The organism is Altererythrobacter sp. KTW20L (assembly GCF_023501975.1).
Taxonomy (GTDB): Bacteria; Pseudomonadota; Alphaproteobacteria; order Sphingomonadales; family Sphingomonadaceae; genus Alteraurantiacibacter.
Genome location: NZ_JAMFLH010000015.1, coordinates 18,572 through 32,749, shown reverse-complemented (window position 1 = coordinate 32,749; position 14,178 = coordinate 18,572). Strand labels below are relative to the sequence as shown.

Here is a 14,178-nt window from a genome sequence, read left to right as displayed (position 1 = left end):
AGTGGAATTGAAATGAGCCGTTTGCCCCACCTCCACGTTGCCGTCCTGATGGGCGGACCGGCCAACGAGCGCGAGGTTTCGCTCATGTCGGGCAACGGCGTGGCCGATGCGCTGGAAGGGCTGGGCCACCGCGTCACCCTGATCGACCTCGATCGCGATATTGCCGTGCGCCTGACCGATGCCGCGCCCGACGTGGTGTTCAACGCGCTCCACGGCGTACCGGGCGAAGATGGCACGGTGCAGGGCATGATGGACCTGATGGGCATTGCCTATACCCATTCGGGCATGGCCACGTCGGTCATCGCCATCGACAAGGAACTGACCAAGCAGGCGCTGGTGCCCCACGGCATTCCCATGCCCGGTGGCCGCGTGGTGAAAAGCGCCGATCTCTTTACGGCGGACCCGATGCCGCGGCCCTATGTGCTGAAGCCAGTGAACGAGGGCAGCAGCGTGGGCGTTGCCATCGTGACCGAAGCCAGCAATTGCGGCAATCCCATCCGTCCCGATGCCGAAGGGCCGTGGCAGCAATTCGAGAGTCTCCTGGCCGAACCCTATATCCGCGGCCGCGAACTGACCACCGCCGTGCTGGGCGACCGCGCGCTGCTGGTGACCGAACTGGTGCCCAAGAGCGGTTTTTATGATTTCGCATCCAAATACACCGAGGGCATGACCCAGCACGTCTGTCCGGCGCAGATCCCCGAGGACATTGCGCGCCTGTGCCTGGAATATGCGCTGGCGGCGCATCGCCGGTTGGGCTGCCGTGGTGTGTCGCGCTCGGACTTCCGCTGGGATGACGAGCGGGGCGAGGAAGGGCTGTTCCTGCTCGAAACCAACACCCAGCCAGGGATGACACCGCTCAGTCTGGTGCCCGAGCAGGCGCTGGCCTGCGGCATATCCTATCCCGAACTGGTCGAGATCATCATCGAGGATGCGCTTCGCCATTCCGGGAGGATGTCCTGATGGCACAGACCATCCGCCGCAGCGGCACCGGCGTGCGCCGGCAAACAGCGGCGCAGGGTCGTGCGGGGCAGGTGCGCAAGGCGCGGGCCCACACCACCGGACTGTTCGACCGGATGATGACCGCGCTGCCCTTTACCGAGGACCAGTGGCACCGCTTTTTCACCGTGCTGATCCTGGCCGTGGCCCTTGCCGTGGTTGTCGTGATCGCGCGTGTTTCCGGCGGGACCACACTGGCCGAGCAGTATTTCGCTCAAGTGGCCGCCAATGCCGGGTTCAAGGTGAACCAGGTCCAGGTGCGCGGGACCGAGCGCCTGAACGAGGCGCGGGTCTATGAAAAGGCGCTGGGCCGCGAGGACCTGTCGATGGTGCTGGTCGATCTGGAAGACCTGCGGTCAGAACTGCTGGGCCTCAACTGGGTGGCCGATGCCCGCGTTGCGCGGCAGTTGCCCGATACGCTGGTGGTGGACATCGTCGAACGCCAGCCTCACGCCGTGCTGCGCCGAGCCGACCGGATGGTCCTGATCGACCGTACGGGGACCGAACTTGAACCGGTCTCGGCGGCCAATGTCGGCGACATGCTGGTGATCTCGGGCGAGGGTGCGCAAGGGCAGGTCCAAGCGCTGGAGGACCTGCTCGATGCCGCCCCCGCCCTGCGTCCACAGATTCGCGCCGCCGAATGGATCGGCAATCGCCGCTGGAACCTCACCTTTGCCACCGACCAGGTGCTCGCCCTGCCCGAGGGCGAGGATCGCGCGCCCGCCGCGCTGATCGGCTTTGCCCAATCAGACGGGGTTCACCGCCTGATCGGCGGAGAAGTCGTGCGGTTCGACATGCGCAACTGGCCGCGGGTGTTCCTGCAGGTGCCGGACCGGGCGGATCGGGAACTTGAATTGCAGCAGGGGGAAAGCTGATGGCGAGCCAGCCGCGTATCACCAATGTCATCGGGGCGGTGAACATCGGTTCCTACCGCATATCGGCCATTATCGCGGGGATCACCGAGCATGGCGACATGCAGGTGCTCGGCAGTTCCAGCCGCGCCGCGCAGGGCATCAAGCGCGGCTATGTGACCGACATGGCGGCGGCAACCTATGCCGTGCGCGATGCGGTGGAACGGGCCGAGAAATTGGCCGGGACCACTGTGACCAGCGTGTGGATCGGCTGCTCCGGCGCGGGCCTTGCCAGCATAATCAACCCGGTCGAGATCGAGATCGGCGGGCGGCGGATCGAGGAAGAGGATATCGAGCACCTGCTGGTCGCCGCGCGCGAAGGGCTGGAACCCGATGGCCGCATGGTGCTGCACGCGCAGCCCGCCTGCTACTTCCTCGATGGAGCAGACGGCGTGGCCAATCCCAAGGGCCTCCATGCCGACCGGCTGGGCGTCGATATCCACGTGATGCTGGCCGATGGCGCGCCGATGCGCAACGTAACCGAAGCGGTGCAGAACGCCCATCTGGAAGTGGAAGGCATTGTCGCCTCGCCGCTGGCGGCAGGCTACGCCTGCCTGACACCGGAAGAGCGCGACCTAGGCGTGGCGCTGGTCGAATTCGGCGGGGAAGTGACCAATGTGGCGGTCTATGCCGCAGGGATGCTGCTGGGCCTGACCACGATCCCGCGCGGCTCTGCCGATATCACCGATGCCGTGGCCTCGTCGCTCAGCATCAAACGGTTCCAGGCAGACCGGCTGAAATGCGTGAACGGTTCGGCCATCGCCAGCCCGCACGATCACCGCGAGATGATCTCGGTGGTGGGTCCGGATGACGAAGGCTCGGCCACCGTGGCGCGCGGGGCCGATGCCGCAGGGCGCATTCCGCGGGCTGAACTCATCGCCATCATCACTGCCGAGCTTGATACCCTGATGGCCGAGGTGGGCCGGGCGCTGGAATCGATGGGCTTTTCCACCGGCAAGCCGACTGCGCGGCAAGTGGTGCTGACCGGCGGCGGGGCGGAGATGTCGGGCCTGGCCGACTATGCCCAGAGCGTGCTTGGCATGCCGGTGCGGATCGGCCGTCCGCCGGCCTTGCGCGGCCTGCCCGAAGCGCACTCGGTACCCGGTTTTTCCACCCTGGCCGGGCTGGTGCTCTACGCAGCGGAAGACCCGGTGGATATCCGCTCGGTCGGATCAAACTACACCGAAACCACACGGATGAGCGGCCTTTCTGTCGTCCGTCATGTGCTGAAGGCGGTAAGAGACTATTTTTGAACGGTTTGCGGCGGATGCGGGAGGTGTTCACGGTTGTGGATACATCGATTTTTCCCTTAACGGGTTGAATCCCTTTGTGGCACAAGGGACATCGGACCAACTTTCGCGAACGCTCCGTAGGAGAGCACTGACATGAGCATCAATATCGGCCCCCCCTCGGTGGAAGAACTTCGCCCCCGGATTACCGTAATCGGCGTGGGCGGCGCCGGCGGCAACGCCATCGCCAACATGATCGAGGCGGAGATCGAAGGCGTCGATTTCATCGTCGCCAACACCGATGCCCAGGCGCTCAACAATGCCGTGGCCGAGCATCGTATCCAGCTCGGCCCCGACATCACCCAGGGCCTTGGTGCCGGATCGCGCCCCGAAGTAGGCCGCGCTGCTGCCGAAGAAACGGTCGAGGATCTCGAGCGCGCTCTGGAAGGCGTGAACATGGTGTTCATCGCGGCAGGCATGGGCGGGGGCACCGGAACTGGCGCCGCGCCGGTGATTGCCGAAGTGGCGCGCCGCAAGGGCATCCTGACCGTTGGCGTGGTGACCAAGCCGTTCCTGTTTGAAGGCACCCGCCGCATGCGCGCGGCCGATGCCGGGATCGAGGAACTGCAGAAGCACGTCGATACGCTGATCGTCATTCCCAACCAGAACCTGTTCCTGGTGGCCAAGGCCGATACAACCTTCCGCGAAGCCTTCATGCTGGCGGATGAAGTGCTGCAGCAGGGCGTGCGCTCGATCACCGACCTGATGGTGATGCCTGGCCTGATCAACCTCGATTTCGCCGACGTGCGCTCGGTCATGAACGAAATGGGCAAGGCGATGATGGGCACCGGCGAGGCCGATGGCCCCAACCGCGCGCTGGAAGCGGCCGAACGGGCCATCGCCAACCCGCTACTCGACGGCGTGTCGATGCAGGGCGCCAAGGGCGTGATCATCTCGATCATCGGCGGCGAAGACATGAAACTGCTCGAAGTCGACGAAGCGGCCAACCACATCCGCGAGCTGGTTGACCCCGAAGCCAACATTATCTGGGGCTCGGCCTTCAATCCCGATCTGGATGGCAAGATCCGCGTTTCGGTGGTTGCCACCGGGATCGAGCAGAGCGCCAACCATGTGCACCAGCCGCACCAGCCATTGGGCCTGGGCGGTTCACGCGGGCCCAAGCGGCCGATCCTTCCCTTTGCTGACGATGCGCAGTCTGCTGCCCAGGGTAGCGCCGAAAGCCAGTCTTCGGGTGAAAGCGGCAGCTTCCCCGGCAGTTCAGTGCCGGACATCGCCACGGTCGATGTGGCGCACCAGGCCCCGGTCGATGACTCAGAGGGTGAGCCGCTGGACTTGGCCGATGGCTATGGTGACCAAACCGATGCGGGCGAGGCTATGTCCGATCCGGTCGACAGCAGCCACTATGGCCAGCACGCTGGTGACGGTTTTGGTTCAATGTCGGGCCTGCACAATGCCGAGCGCGGCGAAAGTGAAGCGGAAGAAGGCGGCGACGAGGCTTTCGAGTTGACCACCGAGGTCGAGCCCGAGGCTCCCGCGCAGGATGAGTTGTTGCTTGATGCGGGACGCCTGGCACAGCCCGAGGACGAGAGCCACGAACCGGCCCCGGCGTCGCGCCGACGCCGGTTCTTCGGTGGCGGCAGCGATGATGAGCCCGAAGCTCCGGCTCCGGTCACGCCTGCTGCACCGTCGGCGGCGGCTCCCGTAGCGGGCAGCACGCTGTTCGAACGCATGGCCAACCTTTCGCGCTCCAACGCCGAGGAGGAAGAGGAAGAAGATGGCAGCGCCGCCTTGCGGATTCCGCGCTTTCTCGGTCGGACGAACAACCAGTAAGGCAACCGGCGCCAGCCCCGCTTGACGTGGCTGGCCATGGCCATCAAGTGGTTGGCATGACATTGCGTAACATTGCAACATTGGGGCGGGGTTCGGCAGGATGGCCCAGTTTCCCGCTCGTGGTGCTTGCTGCGGCCGGATTGGCTTTCTCCCTGCCGGGGAGCGGGCAGGCCAGGGCGCAGGAAGTTGTGCAGCAATTGCCCAACCCGGCTTCTGCCACGCTCAACGATGCCTTGCGCCGCCTGTCGCGCAGCCCCAATTCGCTGCCTGCCCTCCTCGATGCCGGCCGGTCGTCGCTCGAACTGGACGACGTGGATGCGGCGGAAGGCTTCTTCGTGCGTGCTGCCGCTGTCGCACCGAACGATGGCGCAGTGCTGGCCGGGCTCGCGCTGGTGGCGGTGCGGCAGGTCGATCCGCATACGGCCATCCGCCTGTTCGAGCAGGCGCGCGCGGCGGGCGAGAACATTGACCTGTATGCAGCCGATCACGGCCTCGCCTATGACCTGGTAGGTCGCAATGCTGAGGCCCAGGAACGCTACGGCGTGGCGCTGGCACGTGGCGGCAATGTTGAGGTCGAGCGGCGGCTGGCATTGAGCTATGCCATCGCGGGCGACGGGGATGCGTCCGAAGCTACGTTGCTGCCACTGCTCCAGCGGCGTGACGTGGCGGCCTACCGCACCCGCGCCTTCGCCCTTGCCATCCTCGGGCGCGAGGAGGAGGCGGTGTCGATCGCCGAAATCATGCTGCCGGCGCGGATCGCGCGGCGGATGGACCCCTACTTGCGCAACATGGGCCAGCTTACCTCGGCGCAGCAGGCGGCAGCCGCCAACCTGGGGGTTTTCCCTTCAAGCAGCGAGATGGGTCGCCAGCCGGTGGAACTGACGCGCTCGATCGACCTGTCCGGGCCGCCCGCGCAATCGGGACAGAGCGATGCGCGGCTGATTCCTGGCGGCGAACCGCTGGGACCGGTCGCCCAGGCGGCCGTACCCCAGGCAGCCGTGCCCGACGAACTGCCGCCGCTGGCGCAACAGCCGCCTGCCGAGCCCGAGCCGCAAATCGCAGAGGCCTCCGCCGTACCTGTTCCCTCGTTCTCCATTGCGGCGGCGGAACCGCAGGCGACAGCCGCTCTGTCGCCAGAGGCAGAGCAAGAGCCAGAGCCCGACCCGGTTAGCCTGGCGGAAGCCTTCGCCTCGTTCGAGCTACCGCCTGCCGCCCTGCCAGTGCAATCGGTGCCCGGCGCGGTCGATATCACGGCGATAGAGCCGGTGCGCGAGGTGCGTGCCCCGCCTCCACCACCCGCGCCGCCGCCACCTCCGCCCCATCCCAGCCGGATCTGGGTGCAGGTTGCCACCGGGCAGGATGTCGCGGCCTTCCGCTTCGACTGGCGCCGCTTGGTGCGTGAGGCCGACGGCCTGCTGGCAAACCGTCAGGCATATCGGGCGCGGTGGGGGCAGACCAACCGCCTCGTCACCGGCCCATTTGCCACTACGCGTGAGGCCAATGCCTTTGTCACCGCGCTGGGGGAGAAAGGCATCGACGCCTTCCGCTTCACCAGTTCGGCGGGTGAGGAAGTGGTCGCTATCAACTGACGGCACCTTGATTTGACTGCGAAAAGCGCGGTTATCCTCAGCTTGTCCCCACTTTCTCCCTCTTGATCCCCAGCTAGTTCTGCACATCTTGCCAACAGGCTTGTGCAGTTCTCCCCCGCCAAGCAGCGCCCGCCAATTGCACCGCGATGGCTGCCCGGCCCATGCATTGGCAAGCGAGCAGACACAGGATCAGCGATGGATACCAGACGAGAGACAATGGACGAGAATGACGACGCCGCTCCGGTGGAGATGCTGGCGGCGCTGTTCGATGCCCATGGCTGGACGTCCGAATATGTCAGCGACGACGAGATCAGTGTCGAGATACCCGGCAGCTGGACGACCTACCAGTTGCGCGGCGTGTGGCGATCCGAAGACAGGGTGCTACAAATGCTGTGCCTGCCCGAAGTGCGCGTGCCCGCTCCCAAGCGCCGCGCGGCGCACGAATTGCTGGCCCTGATCAACGAACAACTGTGGCTCGGCCACTTCGATATCTGGTCGAACGGCGGGGTGCTGCTCTACCGCCACGCTATCATGCTGGGCGATGATGGCCTGCTCAGCCTGTCGGTGGCCCAGGCGGCGGTGGAGAACGCCATTTCCGAATGCGACCGGTTCTACCCCGCCTTCCAGTTCGTGCTATGGGGCGACAAGAAGCCGCAGGATGCGCTCGATGCAGCGCTGGTGGATGCGGCGGGCGAAGCCTGATATCGCGCGGACCATGATCAATTCCATTCTCATCGTCGGGTGCGGCAACATGGCCGGTGCCATGGTCGAAGGCTGGCTGGCTGCGGGCCACGATCCCGCGCAGTTCACGGTTGTCGATCCGCTGCGCGATAGCGCCCCAGGCGGCATAGCGGTGTTGCGGGAAATTCCGGCAGCCGGTGCGTTCGATGCGATCGTTCTGGGCGTAAAGCCGCAGAATCTGGGCGAAGTTGCCCCGCTGCTCGCGCCTCTGGCGGGGACCGGCACTTTGATTCTTTCGCTACTGGCGGGGATCGAGCTGGAAGTCTTGCGGCACAATTTCCCCAATGCTTCCGCACAGGTGCGGGTCATGCCCAATCTCGCAGTGTCACTCGGAAAGGCACCGATCGCACTGGTGGCCCTGGGCCTGGATGAGGCGGGCCGCGCAGACGTGACCGCGCTGATGGAGCCGCTCGGCACCCCCGGCTGGATCGGTGAGGACCGGTTCGACCTTGTCACGGCTCTGGCGGGCAGTGGCCCTGCCTTTGTCTATCGTTTCATCGATGCGCTTGGCGCGGCTGCCACGCGGTTGGGCCTGCCCGAGGACCAAGCGCGCGCCCTTGCGCTGGCGATGGTGGAAGGGGCAGCGGCGCTCGCGGCGCAGTCGCCGCACGATCCCGGGCAACTGGCTGAAATGGTCGCCAGCAAGGGCGGCGTGACTCGCGCCGGGCTCGACGTGCTGGATGCTGACGGTGCGCTCAACCGGCTGGTCACTGACACCCTGCGCGCCGCGCGCGATCGCAGTGCAGAAATGGCCCGAGAAGCGCGCGGGAAGAGCTAGCAGTCGGTTAACCGCGAAATGTCCGGTTTTGCTTGAAATCGCGGGGCACAAGCCTGATATTGACCTCATTCCAGCCCGACATGAGAGGCTTGGAAAGAGGAGTTTTGAATCACATGGCAAATTGGAACGACGACCAGGCAGCCCGCCAGGGTTTCGGCGTGGCGCCGAGCCAGGGGGGCGACCTTGCGGCCCGCACCACTTTTGATGCCGGCCTGCGGAAGCACATGCTTTCGATTTACAACTACATGACCTCGGGCGTCCTGCTCACGGGTGTCGTGGCGCTGATGTTCTCGCGCGGCGGCGAACAGTCGCTTGCCGCCCAGATCTTCACCAGCGGCGGCCCACTGGTGTGGCTCATTATCCTTTCGCCGCTGGCGATCGTGATGGCGATGAGCTTTGGCGCCAACAAGTTCAGCACCCCGACGCTGCAGATGATGTTCTGGGGCTTCGCCACGTTGATGGGCCTGTCGATGTCGACGCTCTTCCTGGTCTATACCGGCGCATCGATCGCGGTGACGTTCTTTGCCACAGCAGCGGCTTTTGCTGGCCTCAGCCTCTATGGCTACACCACCCCGCGCAGCCTCAGCGGCATGGGCAGCTTCCTGATCATGGGCGTAGTCGGCCTGATCGTTGCCATGCTGCTCAACATGTGGCTCCAGTCGCCCGGCCTGATGTATGCCATCAGCTTCATCGGCGTGCTGATCTTCGCGGGCCTGACCGCCTACGATACGCAGCGCCTGAAGCAGCAGTATGCCTATGTCGCGGGTAGCGACATGGCAGGCAAGGCGATCATCCTTGGTGCGCTGACGTTGTACCTGGACTTCATCAACATGTTCCAGTTCCTGCTCAGTTTCCTGGGCCAGCGCGAGTAATCCTCGCTCGGTCTGTCGCAACAGCGATTCGATTCATCGTGCCCGGGGTGCATAACGCATCCCGGGCATTTTCTTTGCCTCGCCATGGCGCTAGTCAAAGGCTGAGAGAAAAGGCCGGGTGTCCGGCTGCGCTGCTGCATCGGTCGGGGCTGAGAGGAATCACGAAGTCATGTTGAATATCCGTTGGAAGAACGTTGCGCTGGCCGCGGGCCTTGCCGTGTTGGCCGGTTGCCAGACGGCCGCTCCACCTCCGCCGCCCCCGCCGCCTCCGCCGCCACCTCCGGTGGTCGAAGTCGCGCCGATCCCCTATCGGCCGATCCCGCCGGGCGGCGCACCTTATGTCATGCAGATCCCCGGCAAGGATGCTGCCGGCCAGCGGATGAGCGTGAACTACGGCATCGACGAGATGCAGGCCGTGTGGCATTTCCGCGCCGCATGGAACGTCGCCGCACTCAACTGCGTGACGGCGGAAGATGCGTCGATCATTGACGGCTACAGCAATTTCCTCACCCGCTTCAGGAGCGAACTTTCGGCCGTTAACACCGCGCTCGACCGGCGGTTCAGGCAGTCCGAAGGCTCAACCCGCGATGGCAACCGCGCGCGAGAGTTGGGTTTGACGCAGGTGTACAACTACTTTGCCCAACCGGCTGCCCGCGCCGATTTCTGCAACACCGCCCGACTGGTATCGGCACTTTGGAGCACCACTCCGCCGACCGAACTCAATTCCTACGCCGTGGCCAACCTCGCCCTGTTCGAGAATGCGTTCGAGAATTTCTTCCGTGATTACGAGACCTACCGCGAGCAGGCGGCCGAGTGGGACCGACTATATGGCGCGCAGTATGGCGCATCACAGCCCGGCTACGTAGCGGTTTACGGTTCCGAGGGCGCAGGCGTTGCGGCCAGCCTGGTGTCCGGTGACCAGCCTGTGGTTGCAGGCGAGGTTGTGGATTCCGCCACGGGCGTTGTCGTTCCGGTAATCCCGGCCGATGAGGGATCGGTCGCCACGCCAGTAGTCCAGCCGCTGCCTGCCGGGGCCAGTCGCTGACGGGAAAGCCGCGCGTTTTTCGCTTCCAACCACCAGACCCTTTCGCTAAGACGCGCGCTCTTCGCGTTGGACCCAACCTTCGCGGCGATGACTGGGACGGGGCCGTAGCTCAGTTGGGAGAGCGCGTCGTTCGCAATGACGAGGTCAGCGGTTCGATCCCGCTCGGCTCCACCACCAGTTGATTGCGAGTTCCCATCCGGGCACTCGATCCTCGGTGCCATTCCCTTCGCTTCGCTGCGGGGCACCTGCGGACGGCCGCTCGGCCTTGCGGTCCGCTTGCAGCGAACCGGTCCAGCGCTTAACCCATAGGCGAAGTATCCGGCTCGCAAGGGCTTTAGGCTGATAAAACTATGCATTTTCTCGACCAGGCCAAGATCTATGTGAAGTCCGGCGGCGGCGGGCCCGGGGCGGTGGCGTTCCGGCGCGAGAAGTACGTTGAATACGGCGGCCCCGATGGCGGCAATGGTGGCAAGGGCGGGGACATCGTGTTCGTTGCCGTGCCCGGCCTCAATACGCTGATCGATTTCCGCTATACCCAGCACTTCAAGGCCAGTCGCGGCGGACACGGCATGGGCCGTGATCGCACCGGCAAGGGCGCCGAGGACCTGGTGATCGAAGTGCCCGTAGGCACGCAGATCCTGGCCGACGACCAGGAAACCGTGCTGGCCGATTTCACCGAACAGGGCCAGCGTGTGGTCCTGCTCGAAGGCGGCATGGGCGGGCGCGGCAATGCCTCCTACAAGACCAGCACCAACCGTGCCCCGCGCCAGCACCAGCCCGGCGTTCCGGGCGAGGAGATGTGGGTCTGGCTGCGGCTGAAGCTGCTGGCCGATGCGGGCCTGGTTGGCCTGCCGAACGCGGGCAAGAGCACCTTCATCAACGCGGTCAGCAATGCCGGGGCCAAGGTGGGCGACTATGCCTTCACCACGCTGGTGCCGAAGCTGGGCGTGGTGCGGCACAAGAACCGCGAATTCGTGATCGCAGACATTCCCGGCTTGATCGAGGGCGCAGCCGAGGGCGCAGGCATCGGTGACCGGTTCCTGGGCCATATCGAGCGCTGCCGCGTGCTGATTCACCTGATCGACATCGCCGGGGTAGAGCCGGTCGAGGCAATGCGGATCGTGGAAGACGAACTCGCCGCCTATGGTGAAGGGCTGGAAAACAAGGCTCGGATCGTGGCGCTGAACAAGGTGGACCTGGCCGACCGCGAGCTGGTTTCCGCCTATGCCGCCGAACTGCGCGAGGCAGGCGCCCAGGCGGTCTATCCAATCAGCGCCGCCACCGGTGCCGGGATCGAACAGTTGATGGATGCCGTCCTCGGCTACCTGCCCAACCGCACCTCGACCGAGAATCCGGGGCAAAGCACGGTCGAACCCGACCCCGATGCGCCGGAGGAAGACCCGAGCTGGGATCCGCTGCGCTGATCAACGCCCCCATTTGCGCGAGGCTCGACTTTCGCTAAGCGCAGTTTCCATGATGATCGAACATCTTGCCGACCTGGCGGACCCCGCCAAGACTCCGCGCCTGGTGGTGAAGGTGGGCTCGGCCCTGCTGGTGGGCAAGGACGGCCAGCCGCGCCGCGAATGGCTGGCGGCGCTGGCGAGCGAGATTGCCGAGGCGCGGGCGCGCGGACAGCAAGTGATCGTGGTCAGTTCGGGCGCAATCGCGCTGGGTGCGGCCAAGCTGGGCCTGGCCAAGGGCGGACGCGGGAGCCTGGCCGATGCGCAGGCGAGTGCGGCTGTCGGACAGATCGCGCTGGCGGGCCTGTGGGCGGACTTGCTGGGCGCGCAGGGCCTTACCGCCGCGCAGTTGCTGGTAACGCTGGAGGATCTCGACGACCGGCGGCGCTATCTCAACGCCAGCGCGACGATCTCCAAGCTGCTGGAAGCCGGCGCCATACCGGTCATCAACGAGAACGATTCCGTGGCGACCGAGGAAATCCGCTTCGGCGACAATGACCGGCTGGCCGCGCGCGCCGCACAGGCCGCCCGGGCCGATGCCGTGGCCCTGCTGTCCGATGTCGATGGGCTCTACGATCGCGATCCGCGCGAACCCGGTGCCACCATGTTGCCGCGGGTGCAGGGGGTGACCAGGGCAATCCATGACATGGCCAGCACGGGCTCGACCTCGGGCATGGGGTCGGGCGGGATGACTTCCAAGCTGCAGGCGGCCGAGATTGCCGGACGTGCGGGCATCGTGCTGGCGATCATCAACGGCACCCATGACCGGCCGATTGCGCGCGCCATCGGTAATGACCTGGGCACACTGTTCCTGCCACGGCGCCGCGACGGATCGCTCAAGGCCTGGCTAGGCGGCAGGCAGCGCATGGCAGGCGCAATCGTGGTGGACGATGGCTGCGCCGCGGCGCTGATGCGTGGCGGGAGCCTGCTGGCGACGGGTATCACCGGCGTGGAAGGCGCGTTTCGTCGGGGCGACGCCGTGGCCGTGCGAGACAGTGCGGGCCGTGCCCTGGCTCAAGGACTGATCGAGTACGAAGCGAGCGAGGTCGAGGCGATCCTTGGCCACCGTAGCGAGGAACTGGCGGAGATCCTCGGCTATGCCCCGCGCTCTGCCGTGATCCATCGTGACCAGTTGGTGCTGCTGTGACAGCAAGCGGTCCGGTCGCCATTACCGGCGCCACGGGCTTTGTCGGGCAGGCAGTGCTGGACGAAGCGGACCGGCGCGGGCTGGCGGTGCGGGCGCTCGCGCGGCGCGACATGGCAGCCCGCGAGGGCGTTGAATGGCTGCGCGGCGACCTCCAAGATGCAGCAGCGCTCGCCCGGCTGGTTGAGGGCGCCAGCGCGGTTCTTCACATTGCAGGCGTGGTCAGCAGCCACGACAAGGCGGGGTTCCACGCAGGCAATGTCGAGGGCACTGCGAACGTGATCGCCGCTGCTCAAGGGTCAGGCGTGCAGTGCTTCGTGGCGGTGTCCTCATTGTCCGCGCGCGAGCCAGGCCTGTCCGACTATGGTGCTTCCAAACGCGAGGCCGAACTGCTGGTCGAGGCGAGCGGGCTCGACTGGACTCTGGTGCGGCCGCCCGCGATCTACGGCCCGCGCGATACCGAGATGTTCGACCTGTTCCGGGCCGCACGGATGGGCGTGGTGCCGATGCCGCCTGCCGGCCGTGCCTCGGTGATCCATGTCGATGACCTGGCGCGGCTGTTGCTCGATTGCCTTGCCAGCGACATGGCGCGCCATGCCGTGTTCGAGCCCGATGATGGCCGCGCCGGGGGGTGGCCGCATGGCGATCTGGCGCGGGCCATCGGCCATGCTGTGGGCAAGCGTGTCTGGGCTCCGGCCATGCCCGCCGCACTGGTCAAGCTCGCGGCCCGCGCCGACGTCCTGGTGCGCGGGAACAAGGCGCGGCTGACGCCCGACCGGGCGCAATACATGGTCCATCCCGACTGGGCCTGCCATGCTGACAAGGCCGTGCCTGCAGCCTTGTGGAAGCCCCGTATCGACACTCCCGAAGGCCTTGCGCAGACTGCAGCCTGGTATGCGGCCGAGGGCTGGATTGCGAAGAATTGAGGGGTTTTTGCCCGGATTGCCCCGATTATTGCGCAGAACTGAGCAAAACTATCAGCATATGTCACAGATGTTTCGCATCCGATCGATTATGGTGCTAGGGAATCGCCAGGCCTGATCGCCGGGGGCACCGCAAGGTGCAGCGTTCGGGCTGCAATGGGGGTAATTTTCATGTCAAAGAAGACCAGTCGCGTTTCTCGTCGTTCGTTTGTGACGCTGGTTACCGGCGCAGCCGCCAGCGCGATGATCGCATCGCCTGCCAAGGCGCAGAACACCGGGCGAACCGACAGCGATGCCAATGATCGCGCCGGATCTGGCCGTACCGGCTATACCGACAGCGATCCGAACGACGGTGCCGGTCGTGGCCGCACCGGCGTGACCGACAGTGATTCGAACGACCGGGCTAGCTATGGCCGGGGCGGCACCCGCAGCAGCTCCGGCGTGACCGATAGCGATACCGGTTCCAATCGGGATGCGGCAGGTCGCGGTCGCGGCGAGGGAACCGGTCGGACCGACAGCGATCCCAACGATGGCGCGGGCCGGGGCCGTTCGGGCATCACCGATTCCGATGCTTCCGACAAGGCGTCCTACGGGCGTGGGCGCGGCACCGGCCGCTGAGTCACGGATTGCAGGCCTGCC

The 14,178-nt window shown here is 65.7% G+C and carries 13 protein-coding genes and 1 tRNA gene; all 14 read left to right on the top strand.

Going from position 1 to position 14,178, the window contains the following annotated elements:
* The first annotated feature begins 12 nt into the window (after window positions 1–12).
* The 14 genes from M3P36_RS13985 (at window position 13) to M3P36_RS13920 (ending at window position 14,157) form a co-directional block, all read left to right on the top strand.
* Complete coding sequence (locus tag M3P36_RS13985) at window positions 13–960, top strand: D-alanine--D-alanine ligase (protein ID WP_249704312.1); 948 nt, start codon at window positions 13–15, stop codon at window positions 958–960.
* Window positions 960–1,871 carry a cell division protein FtsQ/DivIB gene (locus M3P36_RS13980; protein ID WP_249704311.1) on the top strand — a complete coding sequence of 304 codons (912 nt, stop codon included), beginning with the start codon at window positions 960–962 and terminating at the stop codon, window positions 1,869–1,871. Before M3P36_RS13985 ends, M3P36_RS13980 begins: the two co-directional genes overlap by 1 nt.
* On the top strand, window positions 1,871–3,160 hold the full coding sequence (gene ftsA, locus M3P36_RS13975; RefSeq protein WP_249704310.1) for a cell division protein FtsA: 1,290 nt from the start codon (window positions 1,871–1,873) through the stop codon (window positions 3,158–3,160). The genes M3P36_RS13980 and ftsA overlap by 1 nt, the downstream gene beginning before the upstream one ends.
* A gap of 132 nt (window positions 3,161–3,292) precedes the next feature.
* The gene (gene ftsZ, locus M3P36_RS13970) at window positions 3,293–4,987 is read left to right on the top strand and encodes a cell division protein FtsZ (protein WP_249704309.1); all 1,695 of its coding nucleotides are present in this window, start codon (window positions 3,293–3,295) and stop codon (window positions 4,985–4,987) included.
* 56 nt (window positions 4,988–5,043) lie between these two features.
* Window positions 5,044–6,576 carry an SPOR domain-containing protein gene (locus M3P36_RS13965; RefSeq protein WP_249704308.1) on the top strand — a complete coding sequence of 511 codons (1,533 nt, stop codon included), beginning with the start codon at window positions 5,044–5,046 and terminating at the stop codon, window positions 6,574–6,576.
* A 195-nt stretch (window positions 6,577–6,771) separates the two neighbouring features.
* Window positions 6,772–7,278, top strand: a complete 507-nt coding sequence (locus M3P36_RS13960) for a type III secretion system chaperone family protein (RefSeq protein WP_249704307.1) — start codon at window positions 6,772–6,774, stop codon at window positions 7,276–7,278.
* Between the two features lie 13 nt (window positions 7,279–7,291).
* The gene (locus M3P36_RS13955) at window positions 7,292–8,095 is read left to right on the top strand and encodes a pyrroline-5-carboxylate reductase family protein (protein WP_249704306.1); all 804 of its coding nucleotides are present in this window, start codon (window positions 7,292–7,294) and stop codon (window positions 8,093–8,095) included.
* Window positions 8,096–8,208: 113 nt separating this feature from the next.
* The gene (locus tag M3P36_RS13950) at window positions 8,209–8,967 is read left to right on the top strand and encodes a Bax inhibitor-1/YccA family protein (protein WP_249704305.1); all 759 of its coding nucleotides are present in this window, start codon (window positions 8,209–8,211) and stop codon (window positions 8,965–8,967) included.
* A 169-nt stretch (window positions 8,968–9,136) separates the two neighbouring features.
* Complete coding sequence (locus M3P36_RS13945; protein WP_249704304.1) at window positions 9,137–10,012, top strand: hypothetical protein; 876 nt, start codon at window positions 9,137–9,139, stop codon at window positions 10,010–10,012.
* A 98-nt stretch (window positions 10,013–10,110) separates the two neighbouring features.
* Window positions 10,111–10,186, top strand: a tRNA-Ala gene (locus tag M3P36_RS13940).
* Between the two features lie 176 nt (window positions 10,187–10,362).
* Window positions 10,363–11,436: a GTPase ObgE gene (obgE, locus tag M3P36_RS13935; RefSeq protein WP_249704303.1), complete on the top strand. Its 1,074-nt coding sequence runs from the start codon at window positions 10,363–10,365 to the stop codon at window positions 11,434–11,436.
* Between the two features lie 49 nt (window positions 11,437–11,485).
* Window positions 11,486–12,619 (top strand): glutamate 5-kinase, encoded by a 1,134-nt coding sequence (gene proB / locus M3P36_RS13930; RefSeq protein ID WP_249704302.1) that lies wholly within the window; start codon window positions 11,486–11,488, stop codon window positions 12,617–12,619.
* A complete protein-coding gene (locus tag M3P36_RS13925; protein WP_249704301.1) occupies window positions 12,616–13,542 on the top strand; it encodes an NAD-dependent epimerase/dehydratase family protein in 927 nt (308 codons plus the stop codon). The genes proB and M3P36_RS13925 overlap by 4 nt, the downstream gene beginning before the upstream one ends.
* Before the next feature lie 168 nt (window positions 13,543–13,710).
* A complete protein-coding gene (locus M3P36_RS13920) occupies window positions 13,711–14,157 on the top strand; it encodes a hypothetical protein (protein WP_249704300.1) in 447 nt (148 codons plus the stop codon).
* Window positions 14,158–14,178: the final 21 nt, after the last annotated feature.

Excerpts from the sequence above, each read along its gene's own strand:
- M3P36_RS13945 (WP_249704304.1), top strand. The coding sequence starts at position 9,137 with ATGTTGAATATCCGTTGGAAGAACGTTGCGCTGGCCGCGGGCCTTGCC.
- ftsZ (WP_249704309.1), top strand. The coding sequence starts at position 3,293 with ATGAGCATCAATATCGGCCCCCCCTCGGTGGAAGAACTTCGCCCCCGG.
- M3P36_RS13980 (WP_249704311.1), top strand. The coding sequence starts at position 960 with ATGGCACAGACCATCCGCCGCAGCGGCACCGGCGTGCGCCGGCAAACA.
- M3P36_RS13965 (WP_249704308.1), top strand. The coding sequence starts at position 5,044 with ATGACATTGCGTAACATTGCAACATTGGGGCGGGGTTCGGCAGGATGG.
- M3P36_RS13950 (WP_249704305.1), top strand. The coding sequence starts at position 8,209 with ATGGCAAATTGGAACGACGACCAGGCAGCCCGCCAGGGTTTCGGCGTG.
- M3P36_RS13920 (WP_249704300.1), top strand. The coding sequence starts at position 13,711 with ATGTCAAAGAAGACCAGTCGCGTTTCTCGTCGTTCGTTTGTGACGCTG.
- proB (WP_249704302.1), top strand. The coding sequence starts at position 11,486 with ATGATGATCGAACATCTTGCCGACCTGGCGGACCCCGCCAAGACTCCG.
- M3P36_RS13960 (WP_249704307.1), top strand. The coding sequence starts at position 6,772 with ATGGATACCAGACGAGAGACAATGGACGAGAATGACGACGCCGCTCCG.
- M3P36_RS13985 (WP_249704312.1), top strand. The coding sequence starts at position 13 with ATGAGCCGTTTGCCCCACCTCCACGTTGCCGTCCTGATGGGCGGACCG.
- ftsA (WP_249704310.1), top strand. The coding sequence starts at position 1,871 with ATGGCGAGCCAGCCGCGTATCACCAATGTCATCGGGGCGGTGAACATC.
- M3P36_RS13955 (WP_249704306.1), top strand. The coding sequence starts at position 7,292 with ATGATCAATTCCATTCTCATCGTCGGGTGCGGCAACATGGCCGGTGCC.
- obgE (WP_249704303.1), top strand. The coding sequence starts at position 10,363 with ATGCATTTTCTCGACCAGGCCAAGATCTATGTGAAGTCCGGCGGCGGC.